The sequence below is a fragment of the Flavobacterium sp. RNTU_13 genome, assembly GCF_046614455.1.
In the GTDB taxonomy this organism is placed as follows: Bacteria; Bacteroidota; Bacteroidia; order Flavobacteriales; family Flavobacteriaceae; genus Flavobacterium.
On record NZ_JBKJHB010000004.1, the window covers coordinates 270,589 to 291,190 of the forward strand.

18 protein-coding genes are annotated in these 20,602 nt (G+C 42.8%); 12 read left to right on the plus strand and 6 right to left on the minus strand.

From position 1 onward, the window contains the following. Positions 1 to 14 precede the first annotated feature (14 nt). The 5 genes from ACLI08_RS11555 to rluF all read left to right on the plus strand — a co-directional run bounded on the left by ACLI08_RS11555 (position 15) and on the right by rluF (position 4,344). Complete coding sequence (locus ACLI08_RS11555) at positions 15 to 1,109, plus strand: Nif3-like dinuclear metal center hexameric protein (RefSeq protein ID WP_411428646.1); 1,095 nt, start codon at positions 15 to 17, stop codon at positions 1,107 to 1,109. Between the two features lie 117 nt (positions 1,110 to 1,226). Beyond that, positions 1,227 to 2,006, plus strand: a complete 780-nt coding sequence (locus tag ACLI08_RS11560; protein ID WP_411428647.1) for a zinc ribbon domain-containing protein — start codon at positions 1,227 to 1,229, stop codon at positions 2,004 to 2,006. A 46-nt stretch (positions 2,007 to 2,052) separates the two neighbouring features. Next, complete coding sequence (locus tag ACLI08_RS11565) at positions 2,053 to 2,925, plus strand: alpha/beta hydrolase (protein ID WP_411428648.1); 873 nt, start codon at positions 2,053 to 2,055, stop codon at positions 2,923 to 2,925. Between the two features lie 24 nt (positions 2,926 to 2,949). Further along, a complete protein-coding gene (locus ACLI08_RS11570) occupies positions 2,950 to 3,393 on the plus strand; it encodes a hypothetical protein (RefSeq protein ID WP_411428649.1) in 444 nt (147 codons plus the stop codon). 21 nt (positions 3,394 to 3,414) lie between these two features. Continuing rightward, positions 3,415 to 4,344, plus strand: coding sequence for a 23S rRNA pseudouridine(2604) synthase RluF (rluF, locus tag ACLI08_RS11575; RefSeq protein WP_411428650.1), 930 nt, complete (start codon positions 3,415 to 3,417; stop codon positions 4,342 to 4,344). On the opposite strand, the gene ACLI08_RS11580 is transcribed toward rluF, so the two are convergent. Both ACLI08_RS11580 and ACLI08_RS11585 read right to left on the minus strand, forming a co-directional pair. Then, on the minus strand, positions 4,345 to 5,067 hold the full coding sequence (locus tag ACLI08_RS11580; protein WP_411428651.1) for a LytR/AlgR family response regulator transcription factor: 723 nt from the start codon (positions 5,065 to 5,067) through the stop codon (positions 4,345 to 4,347). After that, the gene (locus tag ACLI08_RS11585) at positions 5,064 to 6,182 is read right to left on the minus strand and encodes a sensor histidine kinase (RefSeq protein ID WP_411428652.1); all 1,119 of its coding nucleotides are present in this window, start codon (positions 6,180 to 6,182) and stop codon (positions 5,064 to 5,066) included. Before ACLI08_RS11585 ends, ACLI08_RS11580 begins: the two co-directional genes overlap by 4 nt. 359 nt (positions 6,183 to 6,541) lie before the next feature. On the opposite strand from ACLI08_RS11585, the gene ACLI08_RS11590 reads away from it, so the two are divergent. From ACLI08_RS11590 to ACLI08_RS11600, 3 genes are all read left to right on the plus strand, one after another. Further along, a complete protein-coding gene (locus tag ACLI08_RS11590) occupies positions 6,542 to 7,435 on the plus strand; it encodes a helix-turn-helix domain-containing protein (protein ID WP_411428653.1) in 894 nt (297 codons plus the stop codon). Between the two features lie 88 nt (positions 7,436 to 7,523). Beyond that, on the plus strand, positions 7,524 to 8,360 hold the full coding sequence (locus tag ACLI08_RS11595; RefSeq protein WP_411428654.1) for an SDR family NAD(P)-dependent oxidoreductase: 837 nt from the start codon (positions 7,524 to 7,526) through the stop codon (positions 8,358 to 8,360). 20 nt (positions 8,361 to 8,380) lie between these two features. Then, positions 8,381 to 9,211: an SDR family NAD(P)-dependent oxidoreductase gene (locus ACLI08_RS11600; protein ID WP_411428655.1), complete on the plus strand. Its 831-nt coding sequence runs from the start codon at positions 8,381 to 8,383 to the stop codon at positions 9,209 to 9,211. 487 nt (positions 9,212 to 9,698) lie between these two features. Here ACLI08_RS11600 and ACLI08_RS11605 read toward each other — a convergent pair whose 3' ends face one another. Together ACLI08_RS11605 and ffh are read right to left on the minus strand one after the other, a co-directional pair. Next, positions 9,699 to 10,580, minus strand: a complete 882-nt coding sequence (locus tag ACLI08_RS11605; RefSeq protein ID WP_411428656.1) for a bifunctional 5,10-methylenetetrahydrofolate dehydrogenase/5,10-methenyltetrahydrofolate cyclohydrolase — start codon at positions 10,578 to 10,580, stop codon at positions 9,699 to 9,701. A 207-nt stretch (positions 10,581 to 10,787) separates the two neighbouring features. Next, positions 10,788 to 12,125: a signal recognition particle protein gene (ffh, locus tag ACLI08_RS11610; RefSeq protein WP_411428657.1), complete on the minus strand. Its 1,338-nt coding sequence runs from the start codon at positions 12,123 to 12,125 to the stop codon at positions 10,788 to 10,790. A gap of 281 nt (positions 12,126 to 12,406) precedes the next feature. Here ffh and ACLI08_RS11615 point away from each other — a divergent pair, with 281 nt between their 5' ends. The 4 genes from ACLI08_RS11615 to ACLI08_RS11630 all read left to right on the plus strand — a co-directional run bounded on the left by ACLI08_RS11615 (position 12,407) and on the right by ACLI08_RS11630 (position 17,384). Continuing rightward, the gene (locus tag ACLI08_RS11615) at positions 12,407 to 12,826 is read left to right on the plus strand and encodes a response regulator (protein ID WP_411428658.1); all 420 of its coding nucleotides are present in this window, start codon (positions 12,407 to 12,409) and stop codon (positions 12,824 to 12,826) included. Positions 12,827 to 13,368: 542 nt separating this feature from the next. Continuing rightward, positions 13,369 to 13,890 (plus strand): RNA polymerase sigma factor, encoded by a 522-nt coding sequence (locus ACLI08_RS11620; RefSeq protein WP_411428659.1) that lies wholly within the window; start codon positions 13,369 to 13,371, stop codon positions 13,888 to 13,890. A gap of 45 nt (positions 13,891 to 13,935) precedes the next feature. Further along, positions 13,936 to 14,844 (plus strand): FecR family protein, encoded by a 909-nt coding sequence (locus ACLI08_RS11625; RefSeq protein ID WP_411428660.1) that lies wholly within the window; start codon positions 13,936 to 13,938, stop codon positions 14,842 to 14,844. Continuing rightward, entirely contained in the window at positions 14,841 to 17,384 is a 2,544-nt protein-coding gene (locus ACLI08_RS11630) for a TonB-dependent receptor plug domain-containing protein (protein ID WP_411428661.1), read from the plus strand. Before ACLI08_RS11625 ends, ACLI08_RS11630 begins: the two co-directional genes overlap by 4 nt. A gap of 64 nt (positions 17,385 to 17,448) precedes the next feature. Here the strand turns inward: ACLI08_RS11630 and ACLI08_RS11635 are convergent, their stop codons facing one another. Both ACLI08_RS11635 and ACLI08_RS11640 read right to left on the minus strand, forming a co-directional pair. Beyond that, positions 17,449 to 18,813 carry a peptide-N-glycosidase F-related protein gene (locus ACLI08_RS11635; RefSeq protein ID WP_411428662.1) on the minus strand — a complete coding sequence of 455 codons (1,365 nt, stop codon included), beginning with the start codon at positions 18,811 to 18,813 and terminating at the stop codon, positions 17,449 to 17,451. A 115-nt stretch (positions 18,814 to 18,928) separates the two neighbouring features. Next, on the minus strand, positions 18,929 to 20,593 hold the full coding sequence (locus ACLI08_RS11640) for an MBOAT family O-acyltransferase (RefSeq protein WP_411428663.1): 1,665 nt from the start codon (positions 20,591 to 20,593) through the stop codon (positions 18,929 to 18,931). Between the last annotated feature and the right edge of the window lie 9 nt (positions 20,594 to 20,602).

Sequence of the window (20,602 nt, forward strand, 5' to 3'; positions counted from 1 at the left end):
AATAATTCGCATCCATGAAAATAAAAACCCTTACCACTATACTCCAAAAAATGGCACCACTGGCTTACGCCGAAGATTTTGATAACGTGGGCCTGCTTACCGGCAATACCGAAACCGAGGTCACCGGTGTGCTGTTTTGCCACGATGCGCTGGAGAGCGTAATAGATGAGGCCATAAGCACACAGTGTAATGTTGTGGTATGTTTTCATCCTATATTGTTTTCGGGTTTAAAAAAAATAACCGGTAAAAACTATGTGGAGCGCGCTGTAATTAAGGCAATAAGAAATGATGTTGCCATATATGCCGTACACACGGCATTAGACAACCACCGAAACGGGGTAAACAAAATTTTTGCCGATGCGTTAGGGCTTCAAAACACAAAAATATTAGTACCAAAAGAAGGCTTTATACGCAAGCTGGTTACCTATACCGTTGCAGATAATCATTTACAACTGCGCAACGCATTATTCGCTGCCGGCGCAGGTAACATAGGTAATTATGAAAACTGCAGCTTTAACAGTAACGGGCTGGGCACCTATCAGGGCAACGAGTATAGCAACCCCGAAATAGGCGAACGTGGTGAATTTATGGAAGCCAACGAAGTTAAAATAGAAGTCACATTTGAGAAACACCTGGAAGGTACCATACTAAAAGCGCTTTTTGAAAACCACATATATGAAGAGGTTGCTTATGAGGTATACACGCTTAACAACCTACACCAGAATATAGGCTTAGGCATGATTGGTGAATTACCGGAAGCCCTGCCGGAAACAGTATTTTTACAGCACGTAAAAACTACCATGAAAACCGGCGGCATACGACACAGCGCGCTGTTAGGCAAAGAAATAAAAAAGGTAGCTGTACTGGGTGGCGCAGGGAGCTTTGCCATAAAAAATGCTATAGCAGCCGGAGCTGATGCTTACCTTACAGCCGACCTGAAGTACCACCAGTTTTATGAAGCAGAAGGAAAATTACTGCTTGCCGATATAGGACACTACGAAAGCGAGCGCTACACGGCACAGTATATGGCCGACTTTCTAAAAGCAAATAGTAACGGCCTTACCATTTTGGTTAGCACCGTAGACACAAACCCTGTAAAGTATTTTTGAGAAAATATAGAACGCACATAATTTAGAAAAAATCCTCTTTCAAAACCGAAAAAAATTTATAATTTTGCAATCATTTTATCGGAAGAAGTAAAACTCAGATTTTAAGTACGTATACATATGGCTAACATTAAGGAATTAAGCGTTGAAGAAAAGTTAAGGGCACTTTACGACCTGCAATTAATCGACTCTAGGATTGACGAAATCAGGAATGTAAGAGGTGAACTACCACTAGAAGTGGAAGACCTTGAAGATGAAGTGGCAGGGCTTAGTACCAGGCTTGAGAAACTTAAGGGCGACCTTGAGAGCATTGAGGAGCAAATCAAAGGCAAAAAAGCAGCCATTGAAGATCATAAAGCAGCCATAAAAAAATACACTGAACAACAAAAAAATGTGCGTAATAACCGCGAGTTCAACTCTCTTACTAAAGAAGTTGAGTTCCAGGAGCTTGAAATCCAACTTGCCGAAAAGCATATTAAGGAAATGAAAGCCTCTATAGAGCACAAAAAAGAAACCATAGCGCAAAGCCAGGAAAAACTGGATGCGAAACAAACGCACCTGGACCACAAAAAATCAGAGCTTGACGCTATTATGGCTGAAACTGAAAAAGAAGAAAACTTCCTTTTTGAAAAATCTAACGAATACCGCGCTCTTATAGAGCAAAGGCTACTTACTGCTTACGACAGGATTCGTGGCAGCGTACGTAACGGCCTTGCAGTGGTATCTATAGAAAGGGGTGCCAGCGCAGGTTCATTCTTTACCATTCCGCCACAAACGCAAATGGAAATTGCTGCACGCAAAAAAATACTTACAGACGAGCACAGTGGCCGTATTCTTGTAGACAGCTCCCTTGCCGATGAAGAAAGGGAAAAAATGGAGCAACTTTTTGCAAGCATCTAAAACATAATATAAAGCCTCCTTTCGGAGGCTTTTCTTTTTTTACCGTATGTCACCCATTGTTACAAAAATCGTTGCAAAACTCCTGGGGCTGAGCATTAATCTGCTTAGCTACATAGCACCTGTACGCGCTACCGCACTGGCTTACCGTTACTTTAGCAAACCACTATACGGTAAACTCAATCGCAGTGAGCTACCCGGCATTTTGCGCGAAGCACAACTGGAAACTGTACTGCACAATGGCAACAGCTTTCAGTCGTACATTTGGCACGGTAACGAAATTAAAGTACTGCTTGTACACGGATGGGAGAGCAATGCCAGCCGCTGGAAACTGCTTATAAGCTACCTGCGCAAGGCGGGCTGCACCATTATAGCACTCGATGCCCCGGGACACGGCCTTACATCGGGTAACGAGTACACCATACCTAAGTATGCCGAATATGTAAATGTTATGGTACAAAAGTACCATCCGCAGTATATTGTAGGGCATTCGCTTGGCGGGGCTACTACGTTGTTTTTTCAGGCGCACTACCCTAACCCTTTTGTAGAAAAACTGGTTATATTGGGCGCCCCTAGCGAACTAAATATAGTACTGAACAACTACCGTAAAACACTGGGGCTAAACAAACGCATCTTTAAAAATCTGAAAACCTATTGTACCGAGCGTTTTGGGTTAAACCCAATGGATTTTTCGGCAGCGGCATTTGCCCGTAAAATTGATGTACCCGGGCTTATTGTACACGACCGCGAAGACGAAACCGTAGCCTTTACCGAAGGCCAACGCATAGCAGAAGCTTATACCAATGCCAAATTTATAGCGACCAAAGGCATGGGGCACCGCCTGCACGACGATGCACTGTACAAGCGTATCTATACTTTTCTGTTTGAAGAAGACGATATGGCTAATGAGGAAATAGCATAACGATTTTAAAACCTACCCTAAACCATGCACAAACCCGTAAGCACCTCGGTAATGAAAAGTGTTTTTCTGCGTAACGGTGGAGAAACAGACAAAACCCGCATCGTAGTAAACAACCTGTTACAATACAAAGTCCCGGTCGAACCTACAGAAGATGAAACAATCGTACTTGAATACTTTGAGTCGGTTAACGAATGGGCTATAATTACCAACCAACAATTGGTTTTCAACACCCATTCAGGAATTACCTGTATACCATTTACAGATCTAGAATGGCTTGTTGGCGACATTGAGGGAAAACTTTCGGGTGTTGCAACAACAAAGTTAAAAATGCGCCATCTTATACTCCAACTGCATAACGGGGATGAAAAACTCCTTACAACAGAAGGAGGTCCACCATTTTGGGGTATTTATAGTATGCTGCAATTCGCCATACGAAACAGCCACAGTACTAGTCAGAAAAATCAATAAACATTTCCTTACCTTTGCGCCATGGAACAGGAATTAAAGCGACTGAATAAGTTTATTTCGGAAACCGGGTACTGCTCACGCCGCGAGGCCGACAAGCTCATAGAAGAAGGACGTGTTACCCTAAACGGTGTAGTACCGGAAATGGGCACCAAGGTTAGCCCTGATGATGAAGTACGCGTAGACGGTAAGCTGATTTCTGAAAAACGCGGCAAGCAAATTTACCTGGCGTTCCATAAGCCGGTGGGTATTGAATGTACTACCAATCTTGACGTTAAAAACAATATCGTTGATTATATTAACTACCCGTCGCGTATTTTCCCTATCGGCAGGCTGGATAAAGCCAGTGAAGGGCTAATATTAATGACCAATGATGGCGATATTGTAAACAAAATTCTTCGTGCCCGTAATAACCACGAAAAAGAATACATAGTTACAGTTAATAAGCCCATTACAGACCGTTTTATTCAACGTATGGGGAATGGCGTACCGATACTGGATACCATTACCCGTAAGTGCCTTGTAGAACAGGTAAGCAAGTATGTTTTCAGGATAATACTTACCCAGGGTCTTAACCGCCAGATACGCCGTATGTGCGAATATCTGGGCTACGAGGTTACGGCACTAAAACGCATACGCATCATTAATATTTCTTTAGATGTACCGGTGGGGCGTTACCGCGAACTTACCGCAGCGGAAATGAATGAAATGAACCGCCTTATAGAGCCATCGAGCAAAACTGAGGAAGCGAGCTTACCAAAACCTGAAAGCCCTAGAAATACCCCGCCTAAAAAACCTTCTGGCACTCCGAGAAGTAATTCGGGTAAGGGTACAATAAAGCGTTCTGATAATAACCGTGGTAGTAATGCAAAACCTTTTAGCAGGGATAGCAAACCTGGTGCTCCCCGAAAGGACGGATTTAAAGGGAATGGTAATTTTAGAAAAAAAGACTAACTAAAGGCTCAGCATATCCTTAAACAAAACAGACTGCCTGCGCGAAATTTCTACCTCCATACCGTTTTGCATTATGGCGGCCAGTTTTCCGTTAAGGGCATTTTCTACACTTTTTATAAATTGCAGGTTAATGATTTGCTGGCGGTTGGCCCGGAAAAACAAATGCTGCGGCAGGCGTTCTTCTACCTGGTTAAGGGATTTGTATATAAGCGGACGGTTACCGTTAAAGTACACACGGGTATAGTTTCCCACAATTTCGCACAACTGAATATCGGCTACACGCACCAGCCAGCACTTTTCGCCTTCTTTTATAAAAATCTGGCTTTGTTCTGTAAGCAAGCCCTGCGGGCTTTGAAGCACCTGTAATTTGGCTTTTACCTTTTCTACCGCATCGGCAAATCGCTTGTCATTAATGGGTTTTAAAAGGTAGTCCAGCGCATTGTATTCAAAAGAACGTATGGCATACTCGTCAAAAGCCGTTGTAAACACCACCATAGGCACCTCATCGAGCATTTCAAGTAACTGAAAGCCGTCTTTACCCGGCATATTAATATCCAGGAAAATGAGTTGGGGCACCAGCTTTTTAATCAGCTCATAGCCTTGGTCGGCATTTTCGGCCTCAGCTATTACTTCAATTTCAGGGTGCTGTTTTATCAGCTCGCGCAGTTCATTTCGTGCCAGGCGCGAATCTTCTACAATAATGGTTTTTATCGTTTGGTTCATGCTAATGGTAGTATAATGCAAGCCTCTACAAATCCTTCTTTTTCCTTAAGGGTAAATTTTGCCTTATCGCCAAAAATAAGGAACAAGCGTTTCTTTATATTTTCAAGCCCCAGGCGCGTACCCCCTTTTTCCAGCTCCAGCCTACCCGAATTAAGTACACCTATGTGCAAAAAGTTATCCGGGGTTATAGTAGTAACTAACCGTACCAGTCCGCCTTCGGGTAATTTTCCTATGCCATGCTTCACTGCATTTTCAATCAGCATTTGCACCACCATGGGCGGTATGGGTATATTAAGCGTATCGTGTGCGGCTTCCATGGTAAAGTGCAGCCGCCCTTCAAACTGTATACGGCTTATTTCTATGTAATTTTCTACCGTTTGCAGTTCATCCTTTAAAGGTATGGTATTTACGCCGTTTTTGGTAAGGCTGTAGCGCAGCATCTCGCTAAGGCGGGTTATCATTTCGCGTGCGCGCCCTGTGTCTTCCAATATAAGCCCCCGTATGTTATTAAGGCTGTTAAACATAAAATGCGGGTTTATTTGCCCCTTAAGTGTATTAAGCTGGGAATCGCGCAGATTATTTTCCAGCTGAAGATGTTTTATTTTTTCCTGTTTAAGGTACTGTACCAGTTTTACGGTAACTACGGTAAACATCCATATAAGGTACATGCCGGCAAAATAGGTCATGTTTAATATCCTCATAAACTTTTCGATCTTTATCGGCTTACCAATGATTAACTGGTAAAATGCTGACAGCACCGGCCATAACATTAGTGTATAAGCCACCTGAACTACCACAAAAACAGCAAGCACCCGCGCACCCATAGCACCGCGAAACCGGCTGAAATCAGAATTTTTTTCGATAACCCACAGCAATGGTAAAGACAGAAGATAGGCTAAAAACGCGCAAAATGCAGCCTCTGCAATATAATACGTAATTGCAGTATTTATAGGTACGCCATCGCCGGGGTGTATGCCCGATAGCCTGAAGTAAATTTTATTCACCGTAAGCGTACACAGTATGTATACCAGGAAACCGGTAAGAGCGTAAATATGATATTTCGGTTTTTGTAAAAAAGTCATATACAAAGTAACATAAAGAGGCAGTGTTTTCACTGCCTCCACGTTTTAACTAACAAAAATTATTATACTGGTATGCAATTGCCTTTTAGCGGCTGATGAGGCCGGCAACTACTGTTTTTTGATTGATGACCTTATTATAAGATCTTAGAATAAAGAAACTATAAAATGCACAGTTACTTTAATCACGTGTACTACTACTGCTATCATTTTGTTTAAAATTGGTATGTGGTTAATATTTACAGTTCCAAAAATAAAAACAAAAAACATTCAAAATAAAAATTTATGTTAAACGGTATTTTTTTAGGGCTGAATGGCATTGCGCCAAAAAACCTGCTATGTGTTGCAAAAAACATTTTTTAACTACCTTTGTTTGAATATTGCAATACCGCCTTATGAAAACCGAAAGCATAGAACAGTTTTATACAGATAAGCGCCGCCCCATGCCCGAGGGCATTAACCACATTACCGGGCACTTTAACGTATTTAAGCTGGAGGAGTGCCACCACAGCGGCCCCATACATTATGCACGCAGGGATTACTATAAAGTAACGTTATTAAAAGGCCACAACCGCTACCACTATGCCGATAAAAGCATAGAGGTAAACGGGGTATCGCTCATATTTTTTAATCCGCAGGTGCCTTACACCTGGGAGTACCTGGCACCGGACCCCACTGGTTATTTTTGCATTTTTACCCCGGCGTTTTTTACCGAAAAATCACGTATGGCACTCACCGAACTTCCTATGTTTGCCCCGGGCGGTAAGCCTGCCTACACACTTACTGATGGGCAAACGGAAGAATTCTCCGCGCTGTTTGAAAAAATGCTTGCAGAAATAGAAAGCGACTACCCGTATAAGTACGACCTACTGCACAGCTACTTAACTGAGATGATTCACCTTGCCATGAAAACCGAGGCAAACAACACCATCTACGAGCACCCTAGCGCCAATACCCGCATTACGGCAGTATTTAAGGAACTGCTGGAACGGCAGTTCCCGGTAGAAACACCGTACCATAAAATGAACATGCGCTCTGCGGCAGACTATGCAGATGCCCTTTCGGTGCATGTAAACCACCTGAACCGCGCCATAAAGGCCACCACCGGAAAAACCACCTCTGCCCTTATAGGAGAACGCCTTGCCGATGAGGCTGTGGCTTTATTAAAGCACACCGACTGGAACATAGCCGAGATTAGTAACAGCCTGGGGTTTGAGGAACCCAGCCACTTTAATAACTTCTTTAAAAAACATACCGGCGCCACCCCAAGGCAGTTCCGCATGGTTTGATTTTTGCAATTTTTGGTTTGATTGTCGCTATATATGCGGCTGTTGTGCGCAGTAACTTTGCCCTGTAATTATTTAAAACCACAACAGCATGCAAAATGAAACTAAAAAAACCTGGTTTATAACTGGCGCCTCTAAGGGACTTGGCCTTAGCCTTGTAAGGCAGCTCCTTGCAAAAGGGCAAAATGTAGCAGCTACGTCACGCAGCCTGGCGCAACTTACACATGCAGTGGGAACCCACCCTGGATTTTTGCCGCTTGAAGCTAACCTAGGCGATGATGCCTCTGTAAAAACCGCAGTAGATGCAGCGCATAAACATTTTAGCACTATTGATGTATTGATAAACAATGCAGGTTACGGCATAGGCGGCAGCTTTGAAGAACTTACCGATGCAGAAATCCGCGCTGCTTTTGATGTAAACGTTTTTGGCACCATAAACACCATTCGCCATACCCTGCCCTATATGAGAGCGCAACAAAGCGGGCACATTATTAACATCTCTTCCATTGCGGGATTTTCAGCCGCACTTGGTTGGGCACCGTATGCCGCCACCAAGTTTGCCGTTACCGGTTTAACCGAAGTACTGGCTGAAGACGTTAAGGCCTTTGGCATAAAAGCCATACTCGTGGCACCGGGGGCATTCCGCACCAGTTTCCTTACCGATGATTCACTACGCTTACCCGAAACACCCATAGCCGATTATGAAGAAATCAGGGCGGTACACCAACGCTACCGCAACATGGACGGGCAGCAGGCAGGCGATCCTGAAAAAGCTGCCGAAGTAATGATAGCAGCAGGATTTGAGCCTAACCCACCGGTGCATTTATTTTTAGGAACCGATGCCTACAAAAGGGCAATGGCAAAAATAAACGCAATTACCGCCGAAATTGAAGCCAACAAAGCCACAACCCTTTCTACCGACTATTAATACATAAAACTCCGTTTACAATGAAAAAAACTTGGTTTATTACCGGGGCCAGCCAGGGCCTTGGGCTGGAATTTATTACCCAATTACTACAGGCAGGCCACAACGTAGCCGCTACATCGCGTACGCTTGCCGGACTGGAAAAAGCCGCCGGCGTACACCCTAACCTGCTTTCGCTGGAAGTAGACCTTATCAACGAGGATAGCGTTGCTACTGCTATAAACAGTACCGTTATAAAATTTGGTACCATAGACGTAGTGGTTAACAATGCCGGATACGGCCAGCTTGGCGCATTAGAAGAGCTTACCGATGCAGAGGCCCGCAAAAACTTTGATGTTAATGTTTTTGGTGCGCTAAATGTTATCCGTGCCGTAATGCCGCAACTGCGCAAACAGGGCAGCGGCCACATTATAAACATTGCGTCTATTGCAGGGCTTACAGGTAATTTCCCGGGATGGGGCATTTACTGCGCTACTAAATTTGCCATGGCAGGCTTTACTGAATCACTTGCCGCTGAGGCTGCCGATTTTGGCATTAAAGTTACGTTAGTACTACCCGGCTATTTCCGCACTAACTTCCTGGAAGATTCTTCTTTAGGACTGCCGCAAAACCCTATAGATGCTTACACCACCGTACGCCAAAGCCAGAATGCACATACCGCCGAAATAAATGGCAACCAGGCGGGCGACCCTGTAAAAGGTGTGGCGGCAGTTATAGAAACCGTAGAAGCAGGCAACGCACCGCTGTACCTGTTTCTTGGCGCAGACGCTGTGGGCATGGCCGAACAAAAAATCACGTTGCTTAACTCCGAGACAGAAGCCAACAGGGCACTAAGCATAGGCACCGGGTTTTAAAGAAATTAACGCCAACTGTTTTAGATTATAGTACAAAATCCCCAGTATTGGGGATTTTTTGCAGTTACATGGTACTATATCTTTGCTGCGTTGATTAATTAATAATGTTGCTAAGGCAGCTGTTTAGCCATCATACATTAAAATTTAAAATTATACCCAAAACCAACCAACCCACAAGAAGCGGCAGTAATTTACTACCGCTTTTTTTATACCTGAAAAAGCTAAAAATCCCCATTAATGGGGATTTTATAATTTTATATGCTTGCCTACTTTTGCATCAAAGGGGTATATTATTATCGAAATTAAAGGGGATAATGAAAACGCAACGATGTGCGCTACCCAGTATGCCGTTGCACATTTTGAACAGACGCACACTTAACACACCAACCGTATGTATTTAAGGCAGCAGTACCCTCTGCTGCTTTTTTATTGGCCAATAAAAAAGGCAACCGTTACCGATTGCCTTGTCTTATTATCTTTAATTAAATTATTTCATTCTGCGCATTTCTCTTGCCAGTAGTGTGTTTTTAAGCAGCATGGCTATGGTCATAGGGCCTACACCACCCGGAACCGGGGTTATGAAACTGGCTTTTTTACTCACGTTTTCAAAATCTACGTCGCCTACAATCCTATACCCTTTTTCGGTAGTTTCGTCGGCTACACGGGTAATACCCACGTCTATTACCACTACATCGTCTTTAACCATTTCGGCCTTAAGGTAGTTTGGCACACCAAGTGCTGTAATGATAATATCGGCCTGGGTAGTTATCTGGCTGATATTTTTTGTGTGGCTGTGCGTAAGGGTTACGGTACTGTTACCCGGAAAGCCCTTGCGCCCCATTAAAATGCTCATAGGCCTACCTACAATGTGGCTACGGCCTATAACTACGGTGTGCTTACCGGCAGTCTGCACATTATAACGTTCTAAAAGTTCCAGGATACCAAATGGCGTAGCAGGGATAAAGGTACTCATATCCAGCGCCATTTTACCAAAGTTTTCAGGATGGAAGCCATCCACATCTTTACTCGGGTCTATAGCCATAAGCACCTTTTGCTCATCAATTTGCTTTGGCAACGGAAGCTGCACTATAAAACCGTCAATGTCGTCGTTTTGGTTAAGCTCCTCAATTTTTTTAAGCAGTTCAAGCTCGCTTATGGTAGCAGGCAGTTTTATAAGCGTACTTTCAAAACCTACCTTTTCGCATGATTTTACCTTGCTGCCCACATAGGTAAGGCTGGCGCCATCATTACCTACAAGCACTGCGGCAAGGTGAGGCACCTTTTCGCTACGCTCTCTCATTTTTGCCACCTCTGCGGCAATTTCATTCTTAATGTCTTCAGAAATTTTCTTTCCGTCTAGTAATACCATTATTTGTTTCAGGTTTAAAGTTTCAGGTTCAAAGTTACTTACCCGAACCTTAAAACTCAGTAGTTAGTTATTGTGTGTGTTGTTGTTTATTATTTTGTTTAAAGTTTAAAGTTACTTACTCAACCCTAAACCAAATGGTTTTCCATACAGCTTAGCCATCCGAGTGAGGAACCTTAAACTTTAAACTAAAGAAACCAGCTTCGCTGTTTATTGCATTCCTTTCATACCGCCCATCATGCGCATAAGATTTTTGCCGGCACCGCCCTGCATCATCTTCATCATTTTGCTCATTTGGTCAAATTGTTTCAGGAGTTGGTTTACCTGCTGTATGCTGGTACCGCTACCCTTAGCAATACGGTTTTTACGTTTAGTATCAATAGTGGCAGGCTTGCTGCGCTCTGTTGGGGTCATACTAAATATAATAGCCTCTATGTGTTTAAAAGCGTCGTCTTCAATTTCTACATCTTTAAGGGCTTTACCGGCACCCGGTATCATACCTATCAGGTCTTTCATGTTACCCATTTTCTTAACCTGCTGAATCTGGGTAAGGAAATCGTCAAAACCAAATTCGTTTTTAGCGATTTTCTTTTGTAGCTTACGTGCCTCTTCTTCGTCGTACTGCTCCTGTGCACGCTCTACAAGCGACACCACGTCGCCCATACCAAGAATACGGTCGGCCATACGGCTTGGGTGGAATACGTCTATAGCTTCCATTTTTTCGCCGGTACCAATAAACTTAATAGGCTTATGTACTACCGATTTAATGGTAATGGCTGCACCACCGCGGGTATCACCATCTAGCTTTGTAAGTACCACACCATCAAAATCAAGCCTGTCGTTAAACGCCTTAGCGGTGTTTACAGCATCCTGACCGGTCATGGCATCTACCACAAATAGGGTTTCCTGCGGTTGTATGGCTTTATGAACGTTAGCAATTTCGTTCATCATTTCCTCATCTACAGCAAGGCGGCCCGCCGTATCTACAATAACAACGTTAAAGCCATTAGCCTTAGCATACTTAATAGCGTTTTGGGCAATTTCTACAGCGTTTTTGTTACCTTCTTCGCTGTACACCTCTACGCCTACCTGCTCCCCTACTACGTGTAGCTGGTTGATAGCCGCCGGACGGTAAATATCACACGCTACAAGAAGCGGCTTTTTATTCTTTTTGGTTTTAAGGAAGTTAGCCAGCTTACCAGAGAAAGTAGTTTTACCACTACCCTGAAGGCCACTCATAAGTATTACAGATGGGTTACCGCTAAGGTTAATGCCTTCGGTTTCGCCCCCCATAAGTTCGGTAAGCTCATCCTTAACAATTTTTACCATAAGCTGCCCCGGCTGAAGGGTAGTAAGTACGTTTTCGCCTATGGCTTTATCGCGAACGCGGGTAGTAAAATCTTTAGCTATTTTAAAGTTAACGTCGGCATCCAGTAGTGCGCGGCGTACCTCTTTTAGGGTATCGGCTACGTTTACATCGGTAATTTTGCCGTGCCCTTTTAGTATATGGAACGCCTTATCTAACTTCTCACTTAAATTATCAAACATAATTGCGGTTTCATTTATAGAGGTGCAAATTTAATGATTTGATTTTGAAGTAAACAGTATGTAAATAAAAAAAGGGCGCGTGGGCGGCATATTAGGCTAAAAGCATCTCATTTTTTTGTATCCCAGCATATTTTACAAAAATAAACACTTAACAAACAATTAATTACGTACCTTTACAAAACTACGAATCCGATTTACGGAGGCTAATTTTATCAGTCTAAACTTTTCAGGAAGCTTTTCTTTTAAAAATAACTTTTGCAGGTCTTAAAAAAGAAAATGCCATGGCACATTTTAAAAATATTTACCTGGCCGAAGATGACACAGACGATGTGGAATTTTTTACCGAAGCGTTACACGATATTTGCCCCGGGTGCATCCTTACAGTATCTGGTAATGGAGAAGAACTGCTAAATGCCTTGCAGCACTCGGCTAATAAACCTGATATTATTTTTACCGACGTTAACATGCCCGGCACTAATGGCATAGAGGCGTTGATATCTTTAAAAAACAATTCGGTTTTAAAAAGCATACCTATTATTATCTATTCTACCAGTGCTAACCCAGACTCGGTAAAAAGCGCTTATGATAACGGTGCCAATCACTATTTTACAAAACCATCTAGTTTTAACGCACTTACCGAAAAGCTAAAAATAATTTTATCTGTAAACTGGTCTGGCTTCACCATGCCGGCTGCGCTTTAAACCAAGCAATCATTTTATTCCACAAAAAAACCGGCACTTTTATAAATGCCGGCTTCGCTTAACAACAAGTATATTTTCTTTTTCGCGTATTAAAAGTGGTTTTGCTGTTATTTATATAACAGTATATAAATCAAATACCCTACCTGCACCATAAAAAAAGCCCCACGACGCGCGCAGGGCTTCTTTCATTAAAAACTATCAACTAAGGTTTACTTGGTCTGAAGGAAATAATAACAAACTCAAATCTTCCGAAAGTTAACTTTTTACTTCATAATATCAAAATATTTTTTCAATAAATTTTAACCAACACAAGTATTTATCTCAGGTTTTTTATTAAATATTTGAATATTATTTACTCAATGTAAGATTTTAAGCACGTTTACGTTTTCACACTTCACACTTTCAGGAGGTTAAGAAATTACTGTAAAATACACGCAGACAAGAGGTAGGGAACAACAGTTTTAAATTGTTAATTAGCCATAGCGCGTATGTGGGGGATAAAATTTATTGTTACCTTACCGGCGATTTACCACCACGTTTTTATGAATCAGGAATTTACGGGAAATACCTGCGAGGAAATTACATTTTCGGCGCTTTTTAAGAAGCATGCCAAAACGCTGCGTAATTATTTGTACTACAAATTTGGCGATGCAGACCAGGCCGATGATATTGTACAGGATGCTTTTATAAAGCTTTGGGAAAACTGCAGCAATGTACCGCCCGAAAAAGCACGCGCGTTTTTGTATACCGTAGCCGGCAACACTACCCTGAACCAGATAGCACATAAAAAAGTTGTGGTTAAATATGCTAAAGGAAGTAACGCCTCTGAAAAAGATATACAGAATCCCGAATTTTTACTGGAGGAGGAACAGTTTAAGGCAAAACTTCAACGAGCCATAGACGGCCTTACCGAAGCCCAGCGCACGGCTTTTTTGCTTAACCGTATAGACGGTAAAAAATACCATGAAATTGCCGAAATGCTAAACATAAGTGTAAAGGCTGTAGAAAAAAGGATTCACGGTGCGCTATTGGAACTTAGAAAACAAATTGATACCTTTAGGTAGGGTTTATTAACAGTGAACTGTTTATAACCAATAAAATAACCGGAGATGAACGAGGATGTAACACTGGCAAAGTGGCTAAACAATGAACTTAGCGGTAAGGATCTGGCTGATTTTGAAGCAAGCCCTGAATTTGCCACGTACAATAAAATAAAACAATACAGCGCAGGCATGCTGGCTCCTGAGGCCAACATGGAGCGCGTATATGCAAAAATAAAAGAAGGCACCACGCAGCAACATAAGCCTAAAGTGCGCCAGCTAAACACTTGGATAACAAGGGTGGCTGCCGTTATTGTAATAGCGTTGGGTTTAAGTTTTTATTTCTATGCAGCACATATAACTACACACAACGCTACTGCGGGCAACAGGGCTACTTTTAATCTGCCCGATGCTTCAGTTGTAGTGCTAAATGCAGGTTCTACCGCTGATTATAAAGCATTTAACTGGCAAAATAACCGAAGGCTGGAGCTAAACGGCGAGGCGTATTTTACAGCCGCAAAAGGCAAAACATTTGACGTGGTAACACCTCTGGGCACAGTAACGGTGGTAGGTACAAGATTTGACGTAAAAGCACGTAAAAACAGGCTCGACGTTACCTGCTACGAAGGAAAGGTTAAAGTAACTACACCGGGCGGTACCACTACACTTACCGCAGGGCAACGCATTGCATTTGACGGTACTAACCCCATAAGCCTGCCGGCAGAGGTAAAAACAGAACCGGGATGGGTACTGCACCGCGAGGTAGACTTTTTGGCAGAGCGACCTGAAAATGTACTTGCCGAACTGGAACGTCAGTTTAATGTAAAAATAACCGTAAAAGGAACCCTGCCTTACAAAGGCGGCTACAGTGGCACGCTTCCGGTAAAAAACCTGGAAACCACGCTGGATATGTTTTCGCTTTCGTATGGCCTTACGTATAAAAAGCAGGGCAACCAAATTATACTATCGGCTGAATGACGCAATATGCTAAGTGTTTTATTTTAGTGGCATTGCTTTTTTTTTTGGCTCCTGCATGCCTTGCGCAGCCGGGTAGCGAAAATACGCCCCTGAAAAAAATACTGGCAGATATAGCAAACCAGCATCACGTAAAATTTAACTTCGCAGAATACGACATTGCTTCGCGCAGCCTTTACCCTCCGCAGGTACGCTGGCCGCTAAAGGCTAAACTGGCGTATATAACCAGCCGCACGTCTTTAAAGTTTAAACAGTCCGGGGTATACGTAACCGTGTATTTACCCCAAAAGAACGATATTCCCCTAAAAACGCGCTGCGCTTTTATAACCGATGAAAACGGGCAAATCCTGGAGAATGCTATTGTAACCTTTGGCACCACACAGTTGCTTACCGGGGCCGACGGTTATTTTGAATTCCCTGAAAATATAACCGTACTGCAAATAGAACAGGCAGGCTACCAGCCCGTGCAATATAAGATAACCGACACACGCGGCGACTGTTCTGAAATACGCCTGAACCCAGACGTACACGAATTGCAGGAAGTGGTGGCAGAACGCTACATAGCCACAGGTATATCCTTAAACAAAACGGGAGGGTATAATATTAAGCCCGCAAAATTTGGTATTTTGCCCGGGCTTATAGATGCCGATGTACTTAAGGCCATGCAGCAGCTACCGGGCATCAACAGTTCAGACGAAACCGTAAACAACATTAATGTAAGGGGCGGTACCCACGACCAAAACCTTTTTACGTGGAATGGCATACGGCTGTTCCAGACCGGGCATTTCTTTGGCCTTATCTCTGCACTTAATCCTAACATTGCCCAGAATATAGAAATTTACAAAAACGGTACCCCTGCCATGTATGGGGAGAGCGTATCGAGTAATGTAAATATAACGGCGCATCCCGAAACCATAAACCCTACCAGCGGCAGCGTGGGATTGAACATGATTTCCGCCGACGTATATGCAGCGGTTAAGCTTACACCAGCAAGCGCGGTTACGGTTACCGCCAGGAGATCGTTTACCGATGCGCTGAGCCTGCCTACGTATACTAAATATTCTGACCGTATTTTTCAGAACACGGTGGTAACAGGCCTTAACGATAATAGTCAGCTAGTGTACAAAAACAGTAAGTCGTTTTACTTTTATGATTTTACCGGACAGTATCATTTAATCATTAAAGATAAACACCAGCTTTACGGCGACTTTATTGGCATAAAAAACAACCTTGATTTTACACAGGCTACTTTTATGCCCTATGGGCTGGCGATAAAAAACAGCAACCTTACCCAAACCACCCTGGGAGGCAACCTAATGCTTAAAAGCAAGTGGAGTGCCACACAAAGCTCAGAAATTTCGGGGTACAGCTCTTATTATAATGTAGATGCCCTGAACCAGTCTATAGACGTAAACGGGGCTACGCTGCAGCAAAACGTAATTAACGATGCCGGGCTACGGTTTATTTATAACATAAAGGTGGGGAACCACTACACCCTGCAAGGCGGATATTCTTACAATGACACCCGTATTACCAACCGCGACCGTACCAGCATCCCAGCATCAGAAACCTATACGCGACAGCAACTAAACACCCACGCATTTAGCCTGCAAGCCGACTATGCGCCGAGTGATTCGCCTATTTTTATACAGGGAGGACTTAGGATAAATTATATTCAGCAACTTAAATTACTCTATGCAGAGCCACGGATAAACCTTACTTATAAAGCAGGCGAATCGGTAAAAATACAATTTCAGGCAGAAAGCAAAAGCCAAACGGCACTACAGGTGGTAAGCTTACAGGAAGATTTTTTGGGAATTGAAAAAAGACGCTGGATACTGGCTAACGATGCTTCTGTACCCGTTTTACACAGCAGCCAGGCAGCACTGGGGCTGGTGTTCAGGAAAAGCGGATGGCTGGTATCATGGGATAACTTTTACAAAAAAGTAAGCGGGATTACTACAGAAAGCCAAACGTTTCAAAACCAGTTTGAAAAAGAGACAACCACGGGTTCTTATACCGTAACAGGTACCGAGTTCCTGATACAAAAGCAGTTTAAACAGTTTTACATTTGGTTCAGCTATGCCTATAACCGCAACAACTATAGGTTTGATGCACTGTTCCCATCGGTATTTACAAACAATTATGAACAGCCTCATACGGTAAACAACGGCATTACCTACGAATGGAAACGGGTTAAAATAGCACTCGGTTCTAAAATTATGAGTGGGCGCCCCTACACACGCCCATTAGTAAATGTGCCGGTACCGGCTACCACAAACAATCCCGCAAGCATAGAGTACAATTACCCAAACGGTGTACGTTTAGGCACCTATACGCAAATTAACTTCTCGGCAGGCTACACAACACCTATTTATAAAAAGGTATCGCTACACGCTGGTATATCTGTGTTGAATATCCTGAACTCTAAAGATATTATCAATCGCTATTACCGGCTTAATGCCTCGCAAGACGAAATACAAATGGTAGATACCTACTCCCTTAGCCGTACGCCAAATGCGGTGATACGGATAATGTTTTAAAAAAAACTGCCGGTAAATACCGGCAGCTTTTATGAACGAGAAAAACTTAAAACAAAACTATTTATTATTTCTTCACTACCTTAATTGTAGATGCAGTACCCGAAGCTACGGTAGCTTTAACTACATAAATACCACTTTGCAGGGCACTCATATCTAATGTATTACCCGCACCGCTAAGTACCTGCTGGCCTAATGCATTTACTACAGTAAACGCCGTTACAGCTTCGCCATTAGTATTAAGTGTAGCAATGTTATTTACTGGGTTTGGTGTAAGGGTAACAGCGGCTTTATTAAAGCTGTCGGTTCCTACTGTTGCATAGGTTCCCATTACGTAAACAGACATTGGGAAATACCCGTCGTTATTATAAAACACCGCTTGTGGTACAGTGATTTTATACGTATGGTCTCCGGCAGCTAAATCACCAAGATCTATAACGCGTGTAGGTATTGCACTACCTGGGCACCAGTTGTTCCAAGACCATGCCGAAGCAGTATCTGCCCTGTATGCACCTGTAGAACAGTTAGTATAAATACAGTTTGGCTGCGTATTATATTGCCTGTAAGGTACACAAGATACGCCTCCTGGTTTATAAGTAAGTTTTAATACATCATCTAAATAAATGTTATGCGTTCTCCTTACATACTCTTCGCCATTAGTACCGCTACCGTGGTTAGAGTTAATAAAGTAATATTTGGCACCAATAACATTACGGTCTGTGTTAAATCCTATTGATTTTATGGTTTGGCCCAGTACATCGGTTCCTGCAAGGGTATAATCTTTAAGTTCGTACTTATAAGAAAGTTTCCTGAAGTACAAGTCTTTTGGAGTATATGTGCCTTCTGAAACCAGCTCCAGCGAGCCACGGTACACATCATTACGAGTTGAACAAATACTAGGATAGTCATATGCAGCACCACCCTGTGTAGGCGAACCCTGGTAACCTGCAATTTCAAGCTCTACCCAAAAATCATAGGCAGAAGACAGCACAGGGTCGTGGAAAAGATCTACAAGATTAGAAACATCATACGTGTATGGTACTTCTACAGTACCGTCAGGTACCATAAACGGAGTAATAAAACGGCCTATTTCTATACGCTCCACATCGGCATATACATAAGACGTAGCACCTTTTGGCACAAAGGCAAGGTTAACATTACCTATCCTGTCGTAGTCATCACATAAAGATGCCGCACGCACATTCATGGTAAGGCTTCCGCCAAAAGACGCAATTTGCTCATCTGTAAGCTTTATACCGTAAGACGTATTATTATTACGCTGTGCTCCAGGAGGCAGCGGCTGGTTTACGGTACCCTCGTACATGCTGTAAAATACAGCGTCTTCGTATAGAGAAACCGTAGTTTGTGCAGCGGCATTAAAACCTATGAGCGTAAGGGCAAAAACAGATAATTTAAGTAGTGTTTTTTTCATAAAGGGTACATTTTGAGGCACCAAGGTACTACTAATTCGAATAAAAAAAAGAGAGCCCCTGAAGATTTCAGGGGCTTTTTCTTAAAAACAACGAATTTTATTCAGAATGTTATATTTAAAACTGAAAATATATGAATGGCTGTGGTCCGGCTGATGCCGCGGCATAAACCAGCCAAAAAACCAGCCCCAGTAAAATACCTTTGAGTGCAAATGGCATCTCGTAATACGTACGCCTAAGTGCATCTGAAACAGTATTTGGCATAAGGTGCCATATATAGCCGATAGCCATAAGTATAAATACATTTTTGTAGCCCAGGATAACTGCTTTCCAATGCTCTGGTTCAAAGGTAAGTTTACCTATATTATTAATAAGCCCGAGTGCTATAGAGAAATCTCGTGCGCGGAAGAAAATCCAGCAGAAAGCCACAAAGTGAAAGGTAAGCAGCACAGCTATAACTTTCCATACCATACCGGCGGCTGTTTTTTCGTTTTCTTTTTTAGGAGGGAAAAACTCTATCCATATTTTGTGTACCGCCAGTGCTATGCCATGCAGCGCGCCCCATACTATATAACGCAAACTGGCACCGTGCCATAAACCGCCCAGTAACATGGTGGTAAGCAGGTTTACATTAGTAACCATGGTTTTTTCTTTTTCCTTTGCTAACATAAAGCTAAGGGTAAACACTACAAGCGCACCCACGCTTACAATTAACGGAATATTACTAACACCGGCGTAATTTATACTCCACACTATAGTACCGAAGAAGAACAGCGCCGGGAATAAAAATCCGGCAAACGACCCGTGGCGGTTACCCCCTACAGATATATAAAGGAAATCTTTTAACCAGGTAGATAACGATATATGCCACCTGCGCCAAAACTCGGTAATACTGGCCGACTTGTATGGTGTGCGGAAGTTGGTAGGCAGTTTAAAGCCCAGCAACAGCGCTATACCTATTGCCATGTCGCTATAGCCCGAAAAGTCGCAATAAATTTGAATGGTATACCCGTAGGCCGCCATAAGGTTTTCAAACGGCGTATAGAGGTCCGGGGCATCAAAAATACGGTCTACAAAGTTTATGGAAATGTAATCAGAGATAACCGTCTTCTTTATAAGCCCGCCGATTATAAGGAACAACGCATTGTTTACATCGGCTTTGCTTAGCTCTAATTTAGAGTAAATTTGTGGCAAAAAGTCTTTTGCACGTACTATGGGTCCTGCTACCAGCTGCGGAAAAAACGACACAAAGAACAGGTAGTCCAAGTAGTTTTTTGCCGGCACTATTTCCTTACGGTACACCTCTATAATATAACTGATGGACTGAAATGTAAAGAATGAAATACCTACAGGCAGCAATACCTTATGCACGGTATACTGCCAGCCGAAAAGCTGGTTAGCACCCTCCATCATAAAAGTGGCGTATTTAAAGTACCCCAAAAACACCAAGTTAACGGCTACACTAAACCACAGGTATATTTTCCGTGGGATATCGCGCTGCTCCCGGTACAAAAAGTAGCTCAGGGTATAATCTACCACCGTGCTAAAAATGAGCAGTACAAAATAACGCTCGCTGCATAGGTAGTAAAAATATATGGAAAACGCTGCGGTAAAAGCAAGCCTTATCCTAAAGGTATTGCGCAGCAATCCGTATATAAAGTAAAATATAAGAAACAGCCTCAGGAATTTGGCCGTGCTAAACAGCATCGGTTCATCCTTATCGTACAAAAACCAATGTTGCAGGTCTTGTGCGGTAATGTGCGGCAAAAAATCGTTCAGCATCTAATCTGT